Source organism: Pusillimonas sp. (genome assembly GCF_044464525.1).
Lineage (GTDB): Bacteria > Pseudomonadota > Gammaproteobacteria > Burkholderiales > Burkholderiaceae_B > Pusillimonas.
The window spans coordinates 84,061-101,191 of the sequence record NZ_JBIQLE010000009.1 but is presented as its reverse complement, the minus strand read 5'-3'; the positions used below and the strand labels follow the sequence as shown (position 1 = coordinate 101,191).

Annotated in this window: 14 protein-coding genes; 5 read left to right on the top strand and 9 right to left on the bottom strand. The window is 61.1% G+C overall.

Translation table 11 applies throughout. The features are described 5' to 3' along the window. Positions 1-89: 89 nt before the first annotated feature. Genes ACIY1O_RS07185 through ACIY1O_RS07155 form a run of 7 tightly spaced genes read right to left on the bottom strand, consistent with a single transcriptional unit; the run spans position 90 to position 6,734 of the window. The gene (locus ACIY1O_RS07185; RefSeq protein ID WP_397474409.1) at positions 90-815 is read right to left on the bottom strand and encodes an ABC transporter ATP-binding protein; all 726 of its coding nucleotides are present in this window, start codon (positions 813-815) and stop codon (positions 90-92) included. Continuing rightward, complete coding sequence (locus ACIY1O_RS07180) at positions 799-1,539, bottom strand: ABC transporter ATP-binding protein (RefSeq protein ID WP_397474408.1); 741 nt, start codon at positions 1,537-1,539, stop codon at positions 799-801. Before ACIY1O_RS07180 ends, ACIY1O_RS07185 begins: the two co-directional genes overlap by 17 nt. After that, positions 1,539-2,462, bottom strand: a complete 924-nt coding sequence (locus ACIY1O_RS07175) for a branched-chain amino acid ABC transporter permease (RefSeq protein WP_397474407.1) — start codon at positions 2,460-2,462, stop codon at positions 1,539-1,541. The genes ACIY1O_RS07180 and ACIY1O_RS07175 overlap by 1 nt, the downstream gene beginning before the upstream one ends. Next, positions 2,459-3,343 carry a branched-chain amino acid ABC transporter permease gene (locus ACIY1O_RS07170; protein ID WP_397474406.1) on the bottom strand — a complete coding sequence of 295 codons (885 nt, stop codon included), beginning with the start codon at positions 3,341-3,343 and terminating at the stop codon, positions 2,459-2,461. Before ACIY1O_RS07170 ends, ACIY1O_RS07175 begins: the two co-directional genes overlap by 4 nt. 6 nt (positions 3,344-3,349) lie before the next feature. After that, a complete protein-coding gene (locus ACIY1O_RS07165; RefSeq protein ID WP_397474405.1) occupies positions 3,350-4,537 on the bottom strand; it encodes an amino acid ABC transporter substrate-binding protein in 1,188 nt (395 codons plus the stop codon). A 51-nt stretch (positions 4,538-4,588) separates the two neighbouring features. Next, on the bottom strand, positions 4,589-5,731 hold the full coding sequence (locus tag ACIY1O_RS07160) for an FAD-dependent oxidoreductase (RefSeq protein ID WP_397474404.1): 1,143 nt from the start codon (positions 5,729-5,731) through the stop codon (positions 4,589-4,591). Positions 5,732-5,741: 10 nt separating this feature from the next. After that, on the bottom strand, positions 5,742-6,734 hold the full coding sequence (locus ACIY1O_RS07155; protein ID WP_397474403.1) for a VOC family protein: 993 nt from the start codon (positions 6,732-6,734) through the stop codon (positions 5,742-5,744). A 292-nt stretch (positions 6,735-7,026) separates the two neighbouring features. Here ACIY1O_RS07155 and ACIY1O_RS07150 point away from each other — a divergent pair, with 292 nt between their 5' ends. After that, positions 7,027-7,521 (top strand): MarR family winged helix-turn-helix transcriptional regulator, encoded by a 495-nt coding sequence (locus ACIY1O_RS07150; protein WP_397474402.1) that lies wholly within the window; start codon positions 7,027-7,029, stop codon positions 7,519-7,521. A gap of 39 nt (positions 7,522-7,560) precedes the next feature. Here the strand turns inward: ACIY1O_RS07150 and serB are convergent, their stop codons facing one another. Next, complete coding sequence (gene serB, locus ACIY1O_RS07145) at positions 7,561-8,406, bottom strand: phosphoserine phosphatase SerB (protein WP_397474401.1); 846 nt, start codon at positions 8,404-8,406, stop codon at positions 7,561-7,563. A gap of 173 nt (positions 8,407-8,579) precedes the next feature. Beyond that, positions 8,580-12,101 carry a transcription-repair coupling factor gene (gene mfd / locus ACIY1O_RS07140; RefSeq protein ID WP_397474400.1) on the bottom strand — a complete coding sequence of 1,174 codons (3,522 nt, stop codon included), beginning with the start codon at positions 12,099-12,101 and terminating at the stop codon, positions 8,580-8,582. Positions 12,102-12,128: 27 nt separating this feature from the next. Between mfd and ispD the strand changes: the two genes are divergently transcribed. From ispD to ACIY1O_RS07120, 4 genes are all read left to right on the top strand, one after another. After that, complete coding sequence (gene ispD / locus ACIY1O_RS07135; protein WP_397474399.1) at positions 12,129-12,875, top strand: 2-C-methyl-D-erythritol 4-phosphate cytidylyltransferase; 747 nt, start codon at positions 12,129-12,131, stop codon at positions 12,873-12,875. Further along, a complete protein-coding gene (gene ispF / locus ACIY1O_RS07130; RefSeq protein WP_397474398.1) occupies positions 12,872-13,357 on the top strand; it encodes a 2-C-methyl-D-erythritol 2,4-cyclodiphosphate synthase in 486 nt (161 codons plus the stop codon). Before ispD ends, ispF begins: the two co-directional genes overlap by 4 nt. 121 nt (positions 13,358-13,478) lie before the next feature. Next, positions 13,479-15,287 carry an alpha/beta fold hydrolase gene (locus ACIY1O_RS07125; protein WP_397474397.1) on the top strand — a complete coding sequence of 603 codons (1,809 nt, stop codon included), beginning with the start codon at positions 13,479-13,481 and terminating at the stop codon, positions 15,285-15,287. Continuing rightward, complete coding sequence (locus ACIY1O_RS07120) at positions 15,284-17,125, top strand: alpha/beta fold hydrolase (protein WP_397474396.1); 1,842 nt, start codon at positions 15,284-15,286, stop codon at positions 17,123-17,125. The genes ACIY1O_RS07125 and ACIY1O_RS07120 overlap by 4 nt, the downstream gene beginning before the upstream one ends. Positions 17,126-17,131: the final 6 nt, after the last annotated feature.

The window sequence follows — 17,131 nt, the reverse complement described above, 5'->3', positions numbered from 1 at the left end:
TTCGATTAATTGTCGATTCGTTGGGGTTGCGGATGTGGGTTCTTAAGCGCCGTCGGCCTGCCATGTTTGTGTCTCAAATCAAGGTTGGGCTAAACCGCCTCTTGTATGCCCAGATAGGTGTCGCGCACGGCGGGGGAATTCAGCAATTCTTGGCTGGCTCCGCTAAGCGCCATGTGGCCGTCTTCCATCACGTAGGCGAAATCAGACAGGCTCAGCGCTGCCTGGATGTTCTGTTCCACCAAGCCTATCGTAACGCCCGTATCGCGTATGCGGCCCAGAATATCGAAGAGCTCGTCGACCATGGTGGGGGCCAGGCCCAGTGTGGGTTCGTCCAGCAGCAGCAGGCTGGGGTTTGACATCAGGCTGCGGGCCAGCGCCAGCATCTGTTGTTCGCCGCCCGATAGAAACCCGGCCTGGTTGCCGCGGCGTTCTTTCAGGCGTGGAAACAATTCATACATCTGCTCGGCGCGCTCGCGCCAGCCTGCCCGCGCATGGGGCGTATAAGCGCCTATGCGCAAGGTGTCGGCCACCGAGAAATCGGGAAACACCAGCCGGCCCTCGGGCACGAGTGACAGCCCAAGCGCCAGCCTTTCGGGCGGACTCAGCTTGTCCACGGGCTTGCCCGCCAGAAGGATGGAGCCGCGCCTGGTGGACAACAGGCCGGCCAGCGTGCGCATCAAGGTGGTTTTGCCCGCTCCGTTGCTGCCGACGAAAGCCGTCACCTTGCCTTGCTCCAGCGTGATGCTGACCTGCTTCAGAATCTGTATGTCGCCATATCCGCTGCACAAGTCGCGCGTTTCAAGCAGTACGGGCATTTCTTTCTCCGAGGTAGGCTTGGATGACACGAGGGTCGCCGCCGACTTCGGCAGGCGTGCCTTCCATCAGTTTCTTGCCTTCGTGCAAAACCACGATGCGGTGGCTCATGCGCATAAGCACCTTCATGACGTGTTCAATGATGATGACGCTAAGGCTGTGTCGTTGCCTGATTTGTTCGATCAGCGCCACAGCTTCGTCGACCTCGCTGGCGTTCAGGCCCGCCAGCACTTCGTCCAGCAAGAGCAGGCGAGGCTGGGTGGAAAGGGCGCGTGCAATCTCCAGGCGCTTGCGGCCGGCGAGCGTCAGGGCAGCGGCTGCCTTGTGCATCTGCGTGGACAGCCCGACCTCTTCCAGTATCTCTTCGCAGAAACCGCGGGCCACAGCCATATCGCGCTGGCGACCGCTGCCGTACAAGGCGCCCACCATGCAGTTCTCCAGCACCGTCATGCCGGGAAAGGGCCTGACGATCTGGAATGTGCGGGCTATGCCCAGCCGGCTGGTCTGCTCGGGGCGGGCCGGCACAGCCTTGCCCTCGAACAGTATCCGCCCTGAACTGGGTGGCAGATTGCCCGCTATCATCGAAAACAAGGTCGTCTTGCCGGCGCCGTTTGCTCCCATCAGGCCCAGGATTTCGTTCTGGCGCATCTCGAAACTGACGTCCGACACGGCGACGATGCCGCCGAAACGCCGGGTGACCTGTTGCACTTGTAATAAGGTTTCCATCAGCCGCCTCCGCCGGCGCGGCCGCGCCGCGCCTGCCATTTACCCACGATGCCATCGGGCGCGAACAATACGAAGCCCAGCAGCAGCACACCCAGCAGAACCATGTAGAACTCGGGCATGCGGGACCACAGCAGTTCGGACAGCAGCATGATGAATGCAGCCCCCAGCACCGGCCCGGCCGGCCTGTCGCTTCCGCCTATGATGGCCATCGTGACAATGGTGAACGAGGTCATGGGGCTGAACATCTGCATGGGTTCGAAATAGGTCGAGCGCAATACCGTCAGGGCGCCCACCATCGCGGGTATGACGGCTGACAGGACGAAAGCCAGCAGCTTTACCCGGGTGGTGGGCACGCCCAGGGTCGCCGCCGCCGTTTCGTCCTCGCGCACCGCCCACAGCGCCACGCCAAGCCGCGAATGTCTTAGCGCCATCACCAGCAGCACAGCCAGCGCCGCCAGCGCTAGCATGCCGTAGCTCAGCCACAGGACGTCGGGTGCGCCCAGCAGCAAGCGGCCGCTGATGCCCAAGGCAGACTCTATCGCCACCACCACGTATTTGAAGAACTCCGCCAGTCCGAAGGTCAGGATGACGAAGTAGGGCCCTCTGACGCGCAGCGCCGGCAGGCCGACCAGGGCCGCGAAAGCGGCGGCCGCCAATGCGGCCAAAGGCAACACCACCAGTATCGGCGCCTGCATCCACAACAGGGCCATGATGTAGCCGCCCATGCCGTAGAAAACAGCGTGCCCAAGCGAGATATAGCCCGTCATGCCTGAGAAGGCGACCCAGCTCGCTGTCAGTGCTATCCACCCGTACATCTGCATCAGGACGTTCTGGCCATAGCTGCCCAGCGTGAGGGGGGCGATGGCCGATGCCGCCAGTACGACCAACCAGCCCGCGAAACCTGAAAAACGCGCACTGCTCATGCCGTCCTCCTGCCAAACAAACCTTGGGGCCGCACGAACAGCACGAGAATGAACACGCCGTACAGCAGGATGGAGCGATAGGCCGGTGAAGTGAGCGCTCCGCCGTAAACCTCTACACAGGCCAGCAGCAAGGCGCCCGCCATGCTGCCGCCTATGGAACCCAGCCCGCCCAGGATAATGACGAAGAACGCCGCTATCGTGAAGGGAAAGCCCGAGAACGGCGTGATGCTTTCGACCATGCTGACGAGCGACCCGGCCAGCGCCGCCAGGGCGAAGCCCAGGCAGAAGATGACGCGGTTGACTTTGTCGGCGTGGATGCCCACCAGCGAGGCCGCGTCGCGCTGTTGTATCAGCGCGCGTATCGCAAGGCCGGTGATGCCGAAGCGAAAGAACAGCATCACGGCGGCTGTGGCCGCCACGCTGACGGCGATGATGACCAGGCGGTTCAGGGCCACGCTGACCGAGCCTATCTGCACCAGCGACTCCATGTAGCTGTAGCTGCGCGCGTTGGCCGAGAAGGCCAGCGCGCCCAGGTTTTGCAAGATCACCGACAAGGCGAAGAACACCAGCAGCGAGTTGGCTTCGATGCGCTGCACCAGGGCCGGTGTGCGCGACAGGCGCTTGATCAGCAGCTCATAGCACAGCCAGCCCAGCGCCGCGGCGGCCAGCATGGCGCCGAACATGGATACCAGCGGCGACACTTTCCACGCCGTGAACAGGCCGAAGGCGATGTAGGCGCCCAGCATCATGATTTCACCATGCGCCACGTTCAACAGCCGCATCGCCCCGTAGATAAGGTTCAAGCCCAAGGCAACCAAGGCATAGATCGACGCCAATGCCAAGGTTGCGATCAGCAGTTCAGGAGAGAACAGGACATTCATCTTGGATTACTGTTCCCACTTTTGCTTGGGCTGGAACTTGGCCGTGGCCATCTCAGGCGGATGGATGATCTGTGCGGCGCCATCCTGGAACTGGAGGAACATCGTGGGCGTGGTCACGTTTTGCACGCCCTCGAAGCGGACCGGACCGTTGATGGTGGAGAAGGTTTCGGTGGAGATGGCTTCGCGCAAGGCGTCTTTGTCCAGCCCCGCCTTGGCCACGGCCTGTTCAAGTATCTCGGCGGACATATAGGCCAGCACGGCGTCCAGGTAGTCGGGCGCTTCGCCCATCTTGGCCTTGTAGGCGTCGAAGAAGGGCTTGGCCTTTGGCCAGTCGGTCTTGTCGGGCGACCAGTGGCCCATGGTTACGATGTTGTCCAGGTTGGCGCCGAACATCTTGCTGAAGAAAGCCGCGGTGGGGCCGACCAGCAGGAACTGGAACGGCACCGTAATGTTCTGCTCTCGGGCGCCGCGCATATACAGGATGGCATCTGGCGGATACGACAGATTGATGACCGCATCGGGCTGCAAGCGCTTGATTTCCGTCAGGGTGCTGGTCATGTCCTTGGCTCCCAGCGCGTATTGGCGGTCCAGCACAACCTTTATTCCCGCTTCTTTCAGCGCCGGGAGCAATTCCTGGCGGTTTTCCATTGGAAAGCCCGACTGCACGGTGTTGACCGCCACGGTCTTGACGCCCAGGTCGGTCAGCATTTTTGCCATTTCCCTGCCGTGGGCGTCCGGCATAGACGAGGTGGGAAACCAGATGTTCTTCGCCTTCAGTGAGCGGATCTGCAACGACGAGGCCGTGCTGCCCACCATGGGAAAGCCGTGTTTCTCCAACACACCGACAATGGCGAAGTGATTGTGCGAGCCCCAGGGCGACAGAAGCAGATCCACTTCGTCGTCCGAGATCAGCTTCTCATAGATTGCGGCTTCTTTGCTTACGTCGGATTGGTCGTCGTAGATGACGAATTCCACCGGGCGCTTCTCGCCCTTGACGTCCAAGCCTCCGTTGGCGTTGACCTGGTCGCGCCATAGCTCGTAGGCCGCGAGCGGCCCCGCCGATGTCGGCGCGGTATCGCCTGTGCGCGAAATGCCGAAACCGATACGCACAGGGTCAGCCGCAAGTGCGGCGCCGGATGCGCATAACGCCAGGGCCGCGACGGCCAGGCGCAATATTACGCTTCGTTGTTTCATTCTTGTCTCCTGATTGTTTTATGGGGCCAAGCCCGGCCCACGGGGTAAAACTTACTTCGTGCCTGTCGGTGCATGGTTGGCCGCGCGAAATACTTGCGAGGCGATCCAGGGGTCGCTCATGGCTCCGCGCATGACGCGGTTGCGAATGTCGTCCGGCAGGTAAGTGACTTCGCCATACAAAGAGGCCCATCGCTGGCAGTGCTCGGTGAGCTCACGCTCACTGCCTTCCCAGCGCTCGAGGGCGGCGGGGATGTCGCGTGGGTCGTCCACCCCCTGGAGGTGCACGGCCAAGGACAGGCCGTTTTGCATGGCCATGCCGCCGCCCTGCCCAAGATTGGGGGTTTGGGCGTGGGCCGCGTCGCCAAGGATGGCGGTACGGCCGGCCGACCAGGCATGACAGCGTGTAATGCTGTAGACGCCCCAGTTGATGGGCGCGCTGCCGATGCGGTCGATCAGATGCTTCCATTGCGGAAAATCGGCTGTCCATAATGCTTTGTTTACGGGCATGCTGCGCGCGGCTTTGTCATCATGTGGGCAGGTGAGCGCGAGGTAGGTTTCGTGCTCGCTGACCGGGGTGATCAGGAAGCGTCGTTCGCCGTTCCAGCATTCAATGTATTTGCCCACGCCGTCCGGGCCGAAATCGCCGGGTTGTGCGGGTATCATCGTGCGCAGGGCGCCTTCGCGGGTTTGCTCATGCAGCCGCTCCAGCCCCAGCGAGGTGCGCACCTTGGACCAGATGCCGTCCACGCCCACCGCCAGGTCGGCCTGCACCGTTTCATTGTTTGGGAACAACAGTTCGCCGCGTGACGTGGCGCCTATGACTTCGGCATGTGTCACCACGTGCACCCCCGCCCGCAGACAGGCGTTTTTCAGCGCGTCCAGCAGCATGCTGCGCGGCACGGTCAATAGGCGCTTGTCGGCTTCAATGGGAGCCGACTCGATGATGTTGCCTTGTGCATCGCGCTGCTCGAAATGCGTGCCCCGAAAAGCGCCCGCCGTGGCTTCTTCGTATGCGCCCAGGGCTTCCAGCACCCTGAGGCCGTTCTCCCAGATGTAGATGCCGGCGCCGACTGCGCGCAAAGCGTCCTGACGCTCGTAGACGGTGACATCCCATCCGCGCTGGGCCAGAGCCGCAGCCGTAGCCAGCCCGCCTATGCCGCCGCCCGCGATAATCGCCTTTAGTTTCTTCGTCATGTAAATGCTCCTACACGGCCATGGCCAAAGGCAGATCGCCGCGCGCCGACAGCATTCGTTTACCGGGCTGAGCGACATACCATTCGCTGAGCTGGCCGTCGGGGTCGCGCAGGAAGAGACTGTGCTTCCAGGGCAGTTGCGTTTCCTGCTCGATGGCCACGCCCGCCTGGGCCAGGCCCGCCTTGGCCCGTTCGAGAGTTTCAAGGTTGGCAAGCTGAAACGAGACGTGGTGATAGGCCGGCTTGTCGTCGGGCACCAATATCAGCGTGTAATCGTAAGCCTCAAGGTTGGTGTTCAGGTAAACAGCGCCGTCTTCGCGGGCCACGACACGCAGGCCGGCTATGTTGGTATAGAACTCGACCATTTCGTCCAGGCGCGGCGTTTGAAGCGTGGCATGCGTCAGGCGCCAGGGATGCACGGGCGCCGACTCGACGATTTCAAGGACGGGGTTATGTTCGTAGCGCCCTTCGGTAAAGCCTTCGGCCTGAAGAGGATCCCAGAAACTGGTCAGAAGCTCCATGGGGCCGGTCAGCACTTTGCGCCAGTCTTTGACGGTGTCGCAGTAGAACTCGTTGTAGTTGCCGTCGGGGTCGAACATGTAGACGCTGTGGGCGACTTGATGATCGACTGTCAGGTCGGTTTCGATGTTGTCTTGTTTCAGCTTGCGAAAGGCTTCCACCAGTTGAGCTTCATTTTCAAGTTCCCAGGCCAGATGGTTCAGCCCCGGTTCCAGGCCTATGGTGCCCGGCAGTTGCAACAGGCCGTTGCGGCCATAACGGGGTATGCCCTTGGTGGTTTGCATCATGCCCAGGTCGTGCGGGGTATGCCCGGTGCCCAGAAACGTGGCGATCAGGTCGGGTTCGGTGAACTCCACCTTCAGGCCGCAGACTGTGCTGTAGAAGCGTTCGGATTCGTGAATATCCTCTACCCAAAGATTGACGTGCCCCAGGCGCCGAGGTTGATAGTAGCGCTGCGCGGATGCTGGTTGAGTTGACTGTTCCATAGTTTCCTCCATGGCTTGATGTTCTGCGTATGGGGAAAATCATAAGAGCCGAATTGATATACGTCAATACATATGTAGAATCATATAATCAGTGAAAACACCTAGCTGAAAAAGTTTCCTATACTTCTGCCCTGGGGTATTTGGTCTAATGTTTATGCGTGTATTGGTGAATACACCTATACATATGTATTAGCATGTTAAATACCATTCCCCAATCTTGAAACGCTATCACCAGAGATATTTCCACCCATGCCGAGCCATAGCGCAAAGAACAATTCAGAGCGTCCGTATCATGAAAGCACCACCAGCTAGACGCCGAAAGGCCCCTGTCACGCAAGCCGTACTGACGGACGACAACTGGAGCCTGCAAAAAAACGTGGCGTTCCGCATGGACTCCATTACTTCACGCATGAATCAAGAACTGCGCGACTCTGTGCTGCGCGACCTGGACCTGACCCATGCGCACTTCCGTGTGCTGCAAGTGCTGTTCGAAATCGACGGCCAGCAGATCGGCGATATCGCCCGCAGCATTGTCATACGCCAGCCCGCGCTTAGCCGGGTCATCGACCAGATGGAAGCGCGCAAGCTGGTGCGCCGCAAACAAGACAAAGACGACAGCCGCTACATGCGCGTGTTCTTGACGGCGGCGGGCAAGCGGACCTATCAAGACGCCTGGCCCGCGGGCCACCAAATTATTGAAGATGCGTTAGAGGCCATTACCGCCAAAGAGCGTGAGCTGCTGCTCGAGCTGCTCAAGCGCATCGACCTGTATATGCAGAAGAAATAAGTCGCAGCGGTGTGCCCCGCTTGAAACGGGGGTGGCGGTTCAGGCCTTGAACCAGTTCAGCACGGCGTCCAATCCGCTGAAATTGATCGCGAAGCGGGTTTGCTCGCGCACCACCGGCTTGGCCCGGTAGGCCACCGAATATCCTGCCAAGGCCAGCATTTTCAGATCGTTGGCCCCATCGCCCAGGGCGATGATCTGGTCCTTCTCCGCCCCCAGGCGTTGAGCCAGCGCCGATACATGATCGGCCTTGCCTTGGGCGTCCACGATGGGGCCCAAGACCTTGCCGGTTAGCATTCCGTTCTCGATTTCAAGCACATTTGCATGGGTTTCATCCAGGCCCAACCGTTCTTGCAGCTTGTGTGTGAACAAGGTGAAGCCTCCGGATACGAGCAGAGTCTTGAGCCCCGCCGCGTGTGCGCTTTCAATGAGGCGCTCTGCGCCCGCGTTCAAGCAGAGACGTTCGGCATAGACCCTTTCCAGATCGGAGGCCGGCACGCCTTCAAGCAGTGCCACCCGGCGACGCAGGCTGTCGGCGAAATCGGTGATTTCACCGCGCATGGCGGCTTCGGTGATGGCCGCGACCTCGGATTTGCGGCCGACCATGTCGGCGATCTCGTCGATACATTCGATGTTGATCAGGGTGGAGTCCATGTCCATGGCCAGTATCTTGCATTCACGCAGGCTGCGAATGCGATCCAGGAAGGCGTAATCCATGCCGAGGGCTTCGCACTCCGGGCCGATTTCAGCGCTCAGGCCTTCGTCAACGTCCAGGAGATGGACCGCTGTGTTGCCCAAGCTGTGCACGCCCTGGGCGCTGGCGAGGGCGGCTATTCGTTCGACATTTTCAGTGCGCAGGCTTGGAGACTGGAGGATGAGATGGCTCATGGTGGAATGTTGTCAGGTGATGGTTGCTGAATTGGACGAATTGTTCATGCCTTTATCTGCACGGCGAAGGCTTTGGGCGAGCATAAACGCGGGAAGCGGCCAAGGTTTCGAGCCGGCCGCGTGCAAAGCGGCCCACAGTGCGCAAGCGCCGGCGGCATGGAGGCACAAGCACCTTATACCAGTGCGCGCAGCACTGCGCGCACCGCGTCTATGCGGGCCGGAACATTGCTGGTTGCGCCTTGGCCTGCACCGCCGGACGCGATGTCGCGCGCATTGGGTTTGCCGCCGGTGGCTGGGGGCTTGATCTCTATCTTGATCTTGTCCTGGCCCGCCAGCTTGACGTCGCGCCGGGTTTGCACCAGCTCGATGATGCGCATCGGATCGATGTTGGGCTGGGCGTTGAACTGTATCATGGCCTGGTTCTCGCCGGCGTCGATCTTGATGACGCCCAGCGGCTCGGCGATGAGGCGCAGGCGGTGGGTGGCCAGCAGCGTCTGCGCAGCTTCGGGCAGCTTGCCATAGCGGTCGATCAGTTCTTCCTGGATCATGATCAGGTCGTCTTCGCTGCGGGCATGAGAGAGCTTCTTGTACAGCCCAAGGCGAGCATGCACATCGGGGCAGTAGTCGGACGGCAGCAGCGCCGAGGCGTGCAGGTTCACTTCGCAGTTTGTGGCGAACGGCGTTTCCAGGTCGGGTTCTTCGCCCGCCTTAAGGGCGCGTACCGCGGTATTGAGCATCTCGGAGTACATCGAGAAACCGATCTCGTGGATGTTGCCCGATTGCGATTCTCCGAGCACCTCGCCGGTTCCCCGTATTTCGAGGTCGTGCATGGCCAGGTAGAAGCCCGCGCCCAGCTCTTCCATGGCCTGTATGGCCTCCAGGCGCTTCTTGGCATTGTTCGTAATGGCGTCTTCGCCGGGGGTAAGCAGGTAGGCATAGGCCTGGTGGTGGGAACGGCCCACGCGGCCGCGCAGCTGGTGAAGCTGCGCCAGGCCCAGGCGATCGGCTCGATGGATGACGATGGTGTTGGCCGTGGGTACATCGATGCCGGTTTCAATGATGGTGGTGCATAGCAGCACGTTGTAGCGCTGCTGATAGAAGCCTTTCATGACCTCTTCAAGCTCACGTTCCGGCATTTGGCCGTGTGCGACGGCGATGCGGGCTTCAGGCACCAGTTCTTCCAGGCGGGCTCGCCGGTTGTGTATGGTTTCGACCTCGTTGTGCAGGAAGTACACCTGGCCGCCGCGCTTCAGCTCGCGCAAGAGCGCCTCGCGTATGGTGCCGTTGTCTTCGCGCCGCAGGAAGGTCTTGATGGCCAGGCGCTTTTGTGGCGCGGTGGCGATTACTGAGAAATCGCGTATGCCCTCAAGCGACATGCCCAAGGTGCGGGGAATGGGCGTGGCAGTAAGGGTAAGAACATCCACCTCGGCCCGCAGCGCTTTCAATGCCTCTTTCTGGCGCACGCCGAACCGGTGCTCTTCATCGATGATGACCAGGCCCAGGCGCTTGAAGGAAACGTCTTTGGACAAAATCTTGTGGGTGCCGATCACGATATCCACGGTGCCGTCCTTCAGGCCGGCCACCGTGGCGGTGACCTCTTTGCTGGAACGGAAGCGCGACAGTTCGACTACCTTTACGGGCCAGTCGGCGAAGCGATCGGCGAAGGTTTGGGCGTGTTGCTCGGCCAACAGGGTGGTGGGACACAACAGGGCCACCTGACGGTCATTGGCCACCGCCAGAAAGGCGGCGCGCAGCGCAACTTCGGTCTTGCCGAAGCCCACGTCGCCACAGACCAGGCGGTCCATGGGCTTGCCCGAGGTCATGTCGCCCAGGACGGCCTCGATGGCGGCGGCTTGGTCGGGGGTTTCCTCGAAACCGAAGCCTTCGGAGAAAGCTTCGTAATCGGTAAGCGGCAGCTTGAAAGCGTGGCCCTCGCGTGCTGCACGCAGTGCATAGAGCGCCAGCAGTTCGGCGGCAGCGTCCCGTACCTGGCGCGCGGCCTTGCGGCGCGCCTTGTCCCATTGACCAGAGCCCAGCTGGTGCAGTGGGGCGCTGTCCGGATCGGCGCCGCTGTAGCGGGCGATGACGTGCAACTGCGAGACGGGCACATAGAGCGTGCTGCCGTTGGCGTATTCCAGATGCAGGAACTCCATCTTGCCGTCGCCCAGGTCCATGTCGACCAGCCCATGGTATCGGCCTATGCCGTGCTGGGCATGGACGACCGGGTCGCCTTCACGCAGTTCGGACAGGTCGCGAACCATGGCCTCGACGTCGCTGCTGCGCTCTTGCGCACGGCGTCGCCTACGCAGAGCATGGCCCTGGTTGGGGTAGAGGTCGTTCTCGGTCAGCAGTATCAGGCCGCTGCCCGGCAGGCGAAATCCGCCCGCCAACGGCGCCACGACGACGCTGAAGTGGTTATCCTGGTTGAGGAATTCTTGCAGCGTGTCGGCGCTGCCGTCGGGACGGATGCCGTGTTCGGCAAGCATCTGCAGGAGGGTCTCGCGACGGCCCGCAGAATCGGCGCACAGCACCAGCCGGGCGTCGCTTTCATCCAGGACGGATTGCAAGCGGGCCAAGGGGTTCTCGGCTCGACGCGCCACAGCGACGTCGGGTACAGGTGCGAATTCCGGATGTGGTCCGTCTGCCGCCAGGGCGAGGCGCGCGAAACTCTTCAACTGCATGAAAAGCGTTTCGGCATCCAAGAACAGCATTTCAGGGGGCAGCACCGGACGTTCGCGGTCGCTTTTCAGGAATTGATATCGGCTATGGGTATCTTGGGCGAAACGGCGCATGGCGTCGTCGATGTCGCCCACCGACACGGTAAGCGTGCTGTCTGGAAGATAATCAAACAGCGTGGCCGTTTCCTCGAAGAACAGCGGCAGGTAGTACTCGATTCCTGCGAAGGCGATGCCGTTGCCGATGTCTTTATAAGGCAGTGCGCGCGAGGGATCGCCTTCGATGTGCTCCCGAAAACGGGCGCGGAATCGGTTGCGCGCCTCTTCGTCCATCGGAAATTCCCGCCCGGGCAGCAATTGCACTTCTTTGACGGGATACAGGCTGCGCTGGCTGTCGACGTCGAAACTGCGTATGGACTCGATTTCGTCGTCAAATAGATCGAGCCGATAAGGCAGGACCGATCCCATGGGAAAGAGATCGATCAGCCCGCCGCGTATGCAGAACTCGCCGGGGGCTGTAACCTGGGTGACGTGCGAGTAATTAGCCAAGGTCAACTGGCGGCGCAGGGCTTCTTCGTCGAGTTGGTCGCCCTGGCGAAACGAGAACGTATAGGCGGCCAGGAAGGTCGGCGGCGCCAGGCGGTACAACGCCGTCGTAACCGGCACCGTCAGGATGTCGACGGTCTCTTGCAGCAGGGCGTTGAGGGTCTGCAGCCGTTCCGAGATCAGGTCATGGTGCGGCGAAAAATTATCATAGGGAAGGGTCTCCCAGTCGGGCAGCTGCCGTATGCGCAACTGTGGCGCGAATAGCCTGATCTCGTCGGCCAGGCGCTGCGCGGTCAGCGGGTCGGCGCAAAGTGCCACAATGGGCTTGCCGGCGTGGCGCGCCAGGTCGGCAAGAAGCCACGCGTCGCCGGACCCGGGCGGTGTCGGCGCGGCATGGCGCTGGCCCGTTTTGAGCGCCTTCAGCAGGGCGGGAGTTGAGGAAAGCAAGAAGGGGGAAGAGGTATCTGTAGCCATTTATGGCTCTCATTATAAAATCTTTGTATGCCTCATAAATTAATTGCCATTGTTCCTGCTGCGGGGGTCGGTCAGCGAGCGCAAATTGCGGCAAGCGAACATGCCTCCCAGCCCAAGCAATACCGTCTGTTGCACGGCGAACCCATGCTGCGCCACGCGGTGCGCGCCTTGCTGGCCGATGAGCGCATCGAGCGGGTGCTGGTGGCCGTGGCGGCCGGCGACGAGGCTGCCGAAGCGGCCCTGGCGGGGCTGCCCCGCACGGTGGTCAGCCCCTGCGGCGGGCCCACTCGGGCGCAAACGGTGATGTCGGCCCTGCGCGAGGCCCGGCCGGGGCCTGGCGATTGGGCGCTGGTGCATGATGCTGCCCGTCCAGGCTTGCCTGCGCAGGCCTTGGCACGGCTCATCGACACTTGCCTTGCCCATGGCGTGGGTGGCTTGCTGGCGCTGCCGGTGGCCGATACGGTCAAGCGAGCCGTGGCGATTGATCGCGATGCCTGCCTGCTTACCGGCGGGCCGGGCATGGCCGACAGCGGTTTCGCGGTGCAATCCACCGTCGACCGTGAGGCTTTGTGGGCGGCCCAGACACCCCAGATGTTCCTCGCCCTGAAGCTGCTGCACGCCCTTGAACGTGCGCACGCGGCCGGCAGGCCGGTCACCGACGAGGCCTCGGCCATGGAGGCGGCCGGAGTCCAGCCTCGGCTGGTGGCCGGCTCGGTGCGCAATTTCAAGGTGACATGGCCGGAAGATTTTCAACTGATGGAAAAATGGTTATGAGTTTTCCCTTCCGGGTGGGACAGGGCTTCGACGTACACGCGTTGGTGGAAGGCAGGCCGTTGATCATAGGGGGGGTAAGCATCCCCCATACCCACGGGCTGGCGGGGCATTCCGATGCCGACGTCTTGCTGCATGCCGTAACCGACGCCTTGCTGGGCGCGGCCGGTCTGGGCGACATCGGCAGGCATTTTCCCGATACCGACCCGGCCTACAAAGGCGCCGACAGCCGCCGCCTGCTGCGCCATGCCTATGCAAAAGTAATGGCGGCCGGTTGGCGGGTTGTCAATATCGACGCCACGGTGCATGCCCAGGCGCCCAAGATCGGGCCGCATGCGGCGGCGATGGCGGCGAACATTGCCGCCGACCTGGCGCTGGAGGAAAGCGCCGTCAACATCAAGGCCAAGACCAACGAAGGGCTGGGCCATCTGGGCCGCAAAGAAGGCATAGCCGCCACGGTGGCGGCCATGCTGGCGCGCGTTTAGCGCAGGAGCGAACTCAAGGGGAAAGCCAGGGTTTCCAGCCACCGCCGCTTCAATGTATTATTCGATATAAATAGTTTATTTTTGTTACTTTTATATTGGGTTTTTTGAAGATGGCGGCTTCATGAAAGCACCGGATATTTTCCTGGCATGCGCCGCGGCGCTTGTCCTGGCGGGTTGCGGCGGTAGCGGCGGCGGTGGCGGTGGCGGTGGGGGCGACGAGCCACCCGATCCGCTGGCCGCATACAAGAACCAGACGGTCGCTTGGGGCTCTTGCAAGCAGTATTTCAATGGCAACGACGCCGCCTCCACCCTCCTGGCCAAACTCGGAAGCCGCGTAAAGTGTGCGGACGTCAAGGCGCCCCTCGATTACCAAAACCCCGATGGCCTGCGGATAAGTGTTTCCATGTTGCGCGTGGAAGCGGCCGATTCCTCCGAAACAAAACCCAACCTGTTTTTCAACCCCGGCGGGCCGGGCGGAGACGGCCAAACGCTTTCGCTGTATTTTTACGGCCTGCTTTCGGGAGGCAACCGCGAGTCCGTTCTAGGCCGAAAATACGTGGAGCTTAGCGAGGCCTACAATTTCGTCGGCTTTTCGCCTCGCGGGGTCGGCGCCAGCACCACCGTCGCTTGCTCCGGCAACGAACTGATCTATCAGATCGATACCACCAAGTGGGGAGACGAGCCCCAGAACCTTCAAAAAATAGCCGATCTGGCGCGCTACACGGCCGGCAATTGCCAGAAAAACCCCCTTGCTCATCATATTCATACCGACGCCACCGCACGCGACATGGACCTCATGCGCCATCTGTTGGGCGACGAAAAGCTGCATTACCACGGCACGTCGTACGGAACCTGGCTGGGCTTCTGGTATGCGGGCACGTTTCCCGACAGGGTCGGCCCCATGGTGCTGGACAGCAACGCAAATTTCACCAAGACGCTTCATGAGGCGTTCATCCACTACCGGCTTGGCCAGATTCATTCGTTCAAAGCGTTCATGGCGCCATACATGGCCAGGCACGACAGCGTTTTTCATATGGGCGTCGATGCTGAAACCGTCATCGGCAACCTGGCCGGCATGAATCACGAGGTCAATCTGGGCCTGTTCGACATAAGCAACGCGTTCAGGGTCGAGCCGCAGTTGATCCGGTCGTATGTCGGGTCCGTAAAGGCCGCCATTGAAACCCAGAAACTTCTTGCCCAAGGCAAATCGCTCGACGACATACGGGCCGAACTTACAAGCGGGCGCCACATCGACGACGATCTGTTTGACGCTGCCTTCAAGCGGCAGGCGTCAAATCTTATTGAGCGCATGGAAGTGCACGCAGACCCTCTCTTCTACACCAGGTCCGAGCCTTTCAAGCTCGATGCTGAAGACGCCGTGTGGCAACTGGTGGTTTGCAACGATGAGCCGATGCCCAATAAAGACGAAGCGTTTTGGGTCGCCAAGGGTTTCGAGCTGGCCAACCTGGCGCCAATCGCCGACAACATGGTCGCTTCGCAGCCCTGCCTGCACTGGGACCGCATAGAACAAAGTACAAGAAAACCTACGACGGCCAGCCTGAAAGACGCCCAGGTGCTGATGATGCAAACGGAGTTCGACGTTCCCACCCCGCTCGAGGGGGCGATGGAAACCTTTGAGGCGCTTCCGGCCGCCAGCATGGTGTATCTGCGGGGCGAGGGCGCGCATGGGGTGCTGGTGCATCAGACCGAGTGCGTCGATCTGGCGATGATGGACTATCTGCTGGGCAAGGCGCCCGCGCGGCGCCTGACCGAATGCGAGGGCCGGACGCTGCCTTTGGACCCGGCGCCGCCCCCTGAAGACAGTGCTTTGTCCGCGCGGGCTGTCAGCGTAAAGTCCGTGTCCAACTTCGAAGATCCCGCACTGGCGGAAGAACTTCTCGATCGTTTGAAAGAGGCTGTGGCTCCATGAGTACACCCATAATGCCCGGAATTTCGGCGGGCCGGATATCGATGGCCCTGCTTTCTTGCGCCGCGGCCTTGGCTCTGGCCGCGTGTGGCGGCAGCGGCGGAAGCGGCGACGGGGACGAGCCGCCCCCCGATCCGCTTGCCGCCTACAAGACCCAAACAGTTAACTGGGGTTCTTGCCTGAAGTACTTCAGCGACGACGGGGAATACACCTCTTACCTGAAGGAAATCGGAGATCGCGCGCAGTGCGCCGACATTCGCGCTCCCCTCGATTACGACAACCCGGACGGCAATCATATCGTCGTGTCCATGCTGCGGGTCAAGGCCGCCGCTTCGCCTGAAGCCAAGCCCAGCCTGTTCTTCAACCCCGGCGGGCCGGGCGGCGACGGCCAACTCGATTCCTTGGTCTTTTCCAGGCTGTTGTCCCTGGGCAGCAATGATTCCGTGCTGGGCCGGAAATACAAAGAGCTTAGCGAGGCCTACAATTTTGTGGGCTTTTCGCCGCGCGGGGTGGGCGCCAGCACGACTGTTCAGTGCGCCGGCAACGAGCTTGTCTATGAAACGGACGACACCAGGTGGGGCGACGACTCCGCCGAGAACATCCGCCGAATCGTTGATCACGCCCGCCATACCGCCAGCAATTGCCAAAAGAACCCTGTCTCTGATTACATCCATACCGACGCCACCGCGCGTGACATGGACCTGATGCGCCATCTGCTGGGCGACGAGAAGCTGCATTATCACGGCACATCGTACGGAACCTGGCTGGGGTTCTGGTACGCGGGCCTGTTCCCCGACCGGGTCGGGCCCATGGTGCTGGACAGCAACATGAACTTCAGCGCCACCATGCACGATGCGAGCATCGCCTACGACATGGGTGTGGCTCATACATTTCGCGAGTACATCGTTCCGTACATTGCCAGGCACGACAATGTCTTTCACATGGGGGACAAAGCCGAGTCCATCATCAGCGACCTGGAAGCCGTTGGCCGTGAAATCAATCAGGCCATGCTCGGCATCACCGAAAACTTCAGGGGCGACACCGACGACATACCCGAATATATCACCACGCTGAAGGCGGCCATCGAAGCCCACAAGCTGGCCGAAGACGGCAAGACGCCAGACGAGATAGGGATTATCCTTACAGACCAGACCAAGCCCCCCTACATCTCCAGCCCAGCGTTCAACGAGGTCTTTCTAGAGATAGCGCCCAAGCTGGTGGATGAGCTGAACAAACGCGCGCAGCCTGGCTTCTACAGCAGTTCGAAGCCCCTCTTCCTCGAAGCGGAAGAAGCCGTGTACCAGGTGGTGAAATGCAATGACGAAGCCCTGCAAAACAAAGACCAGGAGTTCTGGATCAACAAGGGTTTCGAGCTCGCCCGCGATGTTCCCATCCTCTCGAGCAGCATCGCCCAGCAACCCTGCATATACTGGGATCGCCGCACATCCATCAGCAAGCCCGTCATCGACAGCCTGAAAGACGCTCCGTTGCTGATGGTGCAAAGCGAGTACGATGTTCCAACCCCGCTTGAGGGGGCGATGAAGACCTTCGAGCAGCTTCCAGCGGCCAGAATGGTCTATGTCAATAATGAAGGCGACCATGGCGTGTTTTTGTACCGGACCGAATGCGTCGACCTGAGGGTGGCGGATTATTTGCTGGGCAAGCCCCCGGCGCAGCGCTTGATTGAATGCCAAGGCAAGCCGCTGCCTTTCGATCCGCCGCCACCGCAAAAAGATACCGCGTCATCCACTCGTGCCGGTACGCAGCCCGAGTCGCCTTTCGAAGACCCAGAGCTGGCTGAACGCCTGCTCGAAGAGCTGCGCAAGGCGACGCGCCGGTAGGCGCTT

Excerpts from the sequence above, each read along its gene's own strand:
- ACIY1O_RS07175 (WP_397474407.1), bottom strand. The coding sequence starts at position 2,462 with ATGAGCAGTGCGCGTTTTTCAGGTTTCGCGGGCTGGTTGGTCGTACTG.
- ACIY1O_RS07170 (WP_397474406.1), bottom strand. The coding sequence starts at position 3,343 with ATGAATGTCCTGTTCTCTCCTGAACTGCTGATCGCAACCTTGGCATTG.
- ACIY1O_RS07120 (WP_397474396.1), top strand. The coding sequence starts at position 15,284 with ATGAGTACACCCATAATGCCCGGAATTTCGGCGGGCCGGATATCGATG.
- ACIY1O_RS07125 (WP_397474397.1), top strand. The coding sequence starts at position 13,479 with ATGAAAGCACCGGATATTTTCCTGGCATGCGCCGCGGCGCTTGTCCTG.
- ACIY1O_RS07180 (WP_397474408.1), bottom strand. The coding sequence starts at position 1,539 with ATGGAAACCTTATTACAAGTGCAACAGGTCACCCGGCGTTTCGGCGGC.
- ACIY1O_RS07165 (WP_397474405.1), bottom strand. The coding sequence starts at position 4,537 with ATGAAACAACGAAGCGTAATATTGCGCCTGGCCGTCGCGGCCCTGGCG.
- ispD (WP_397474399.1), top strand. The coding sequence starts at position 12,129 with ATGCCTCATAAATTAATTGCCATTGTTCCTGCTGCGGGGGTCGGTCAG.
- ACIY1O_RS07150 (WP_397474402.1), top strand. The coding sequence starts at position 7,027 with ATGAAAGCACCACCAGCTAGACGCCGAAAGGCCCCTGTCACGCAAGCC.
- serB (WP_397474401.1), bottom strand. The coding sequence starts at position 8,406 with ATGAGCCATCTCATCCTCCAGTCTCCAAGCCTGCGCACTGAAAATGTC.
- ACIY1O_RS07155 (WP_397474403.1), bottom strand. The coding sequence starts at position 6,734 with ATGGAACAGTCAACTCAACCAGCATCCGCGCAGCGCTACTATCAACCT.
- ispF (WP_397474398.1), top strand. The coding sequence starts at position 12,872 with ATGAGTTTTCCCTTCCGGGTGGGACAGGGCTTCGACGTACACGCGTTG.
- ACIY1O_RS07185 (WP_397474409.1), bottom strand. The coding sequence starts at position 815 with ATGCCCGTACTGCTTGAAACGCGCGACTTGTGCAGCGGATATGGCGAC.
- mfd (WP_397474400.1), bottom strand. The coding sequence starts at position 12,101 with ATGGCTACAGATACCTCTTCCCCCTTCTTGCTTTCCTCAACTCCCGCC.
- ACIY1O_RS07160 (WP_397474404.1), bottom strand. The coding sequence starts at position 5,731 with ATGACGAAGAAACTAAAGGCGATTATCGCGGGCGGCGGCATAGGCGGG.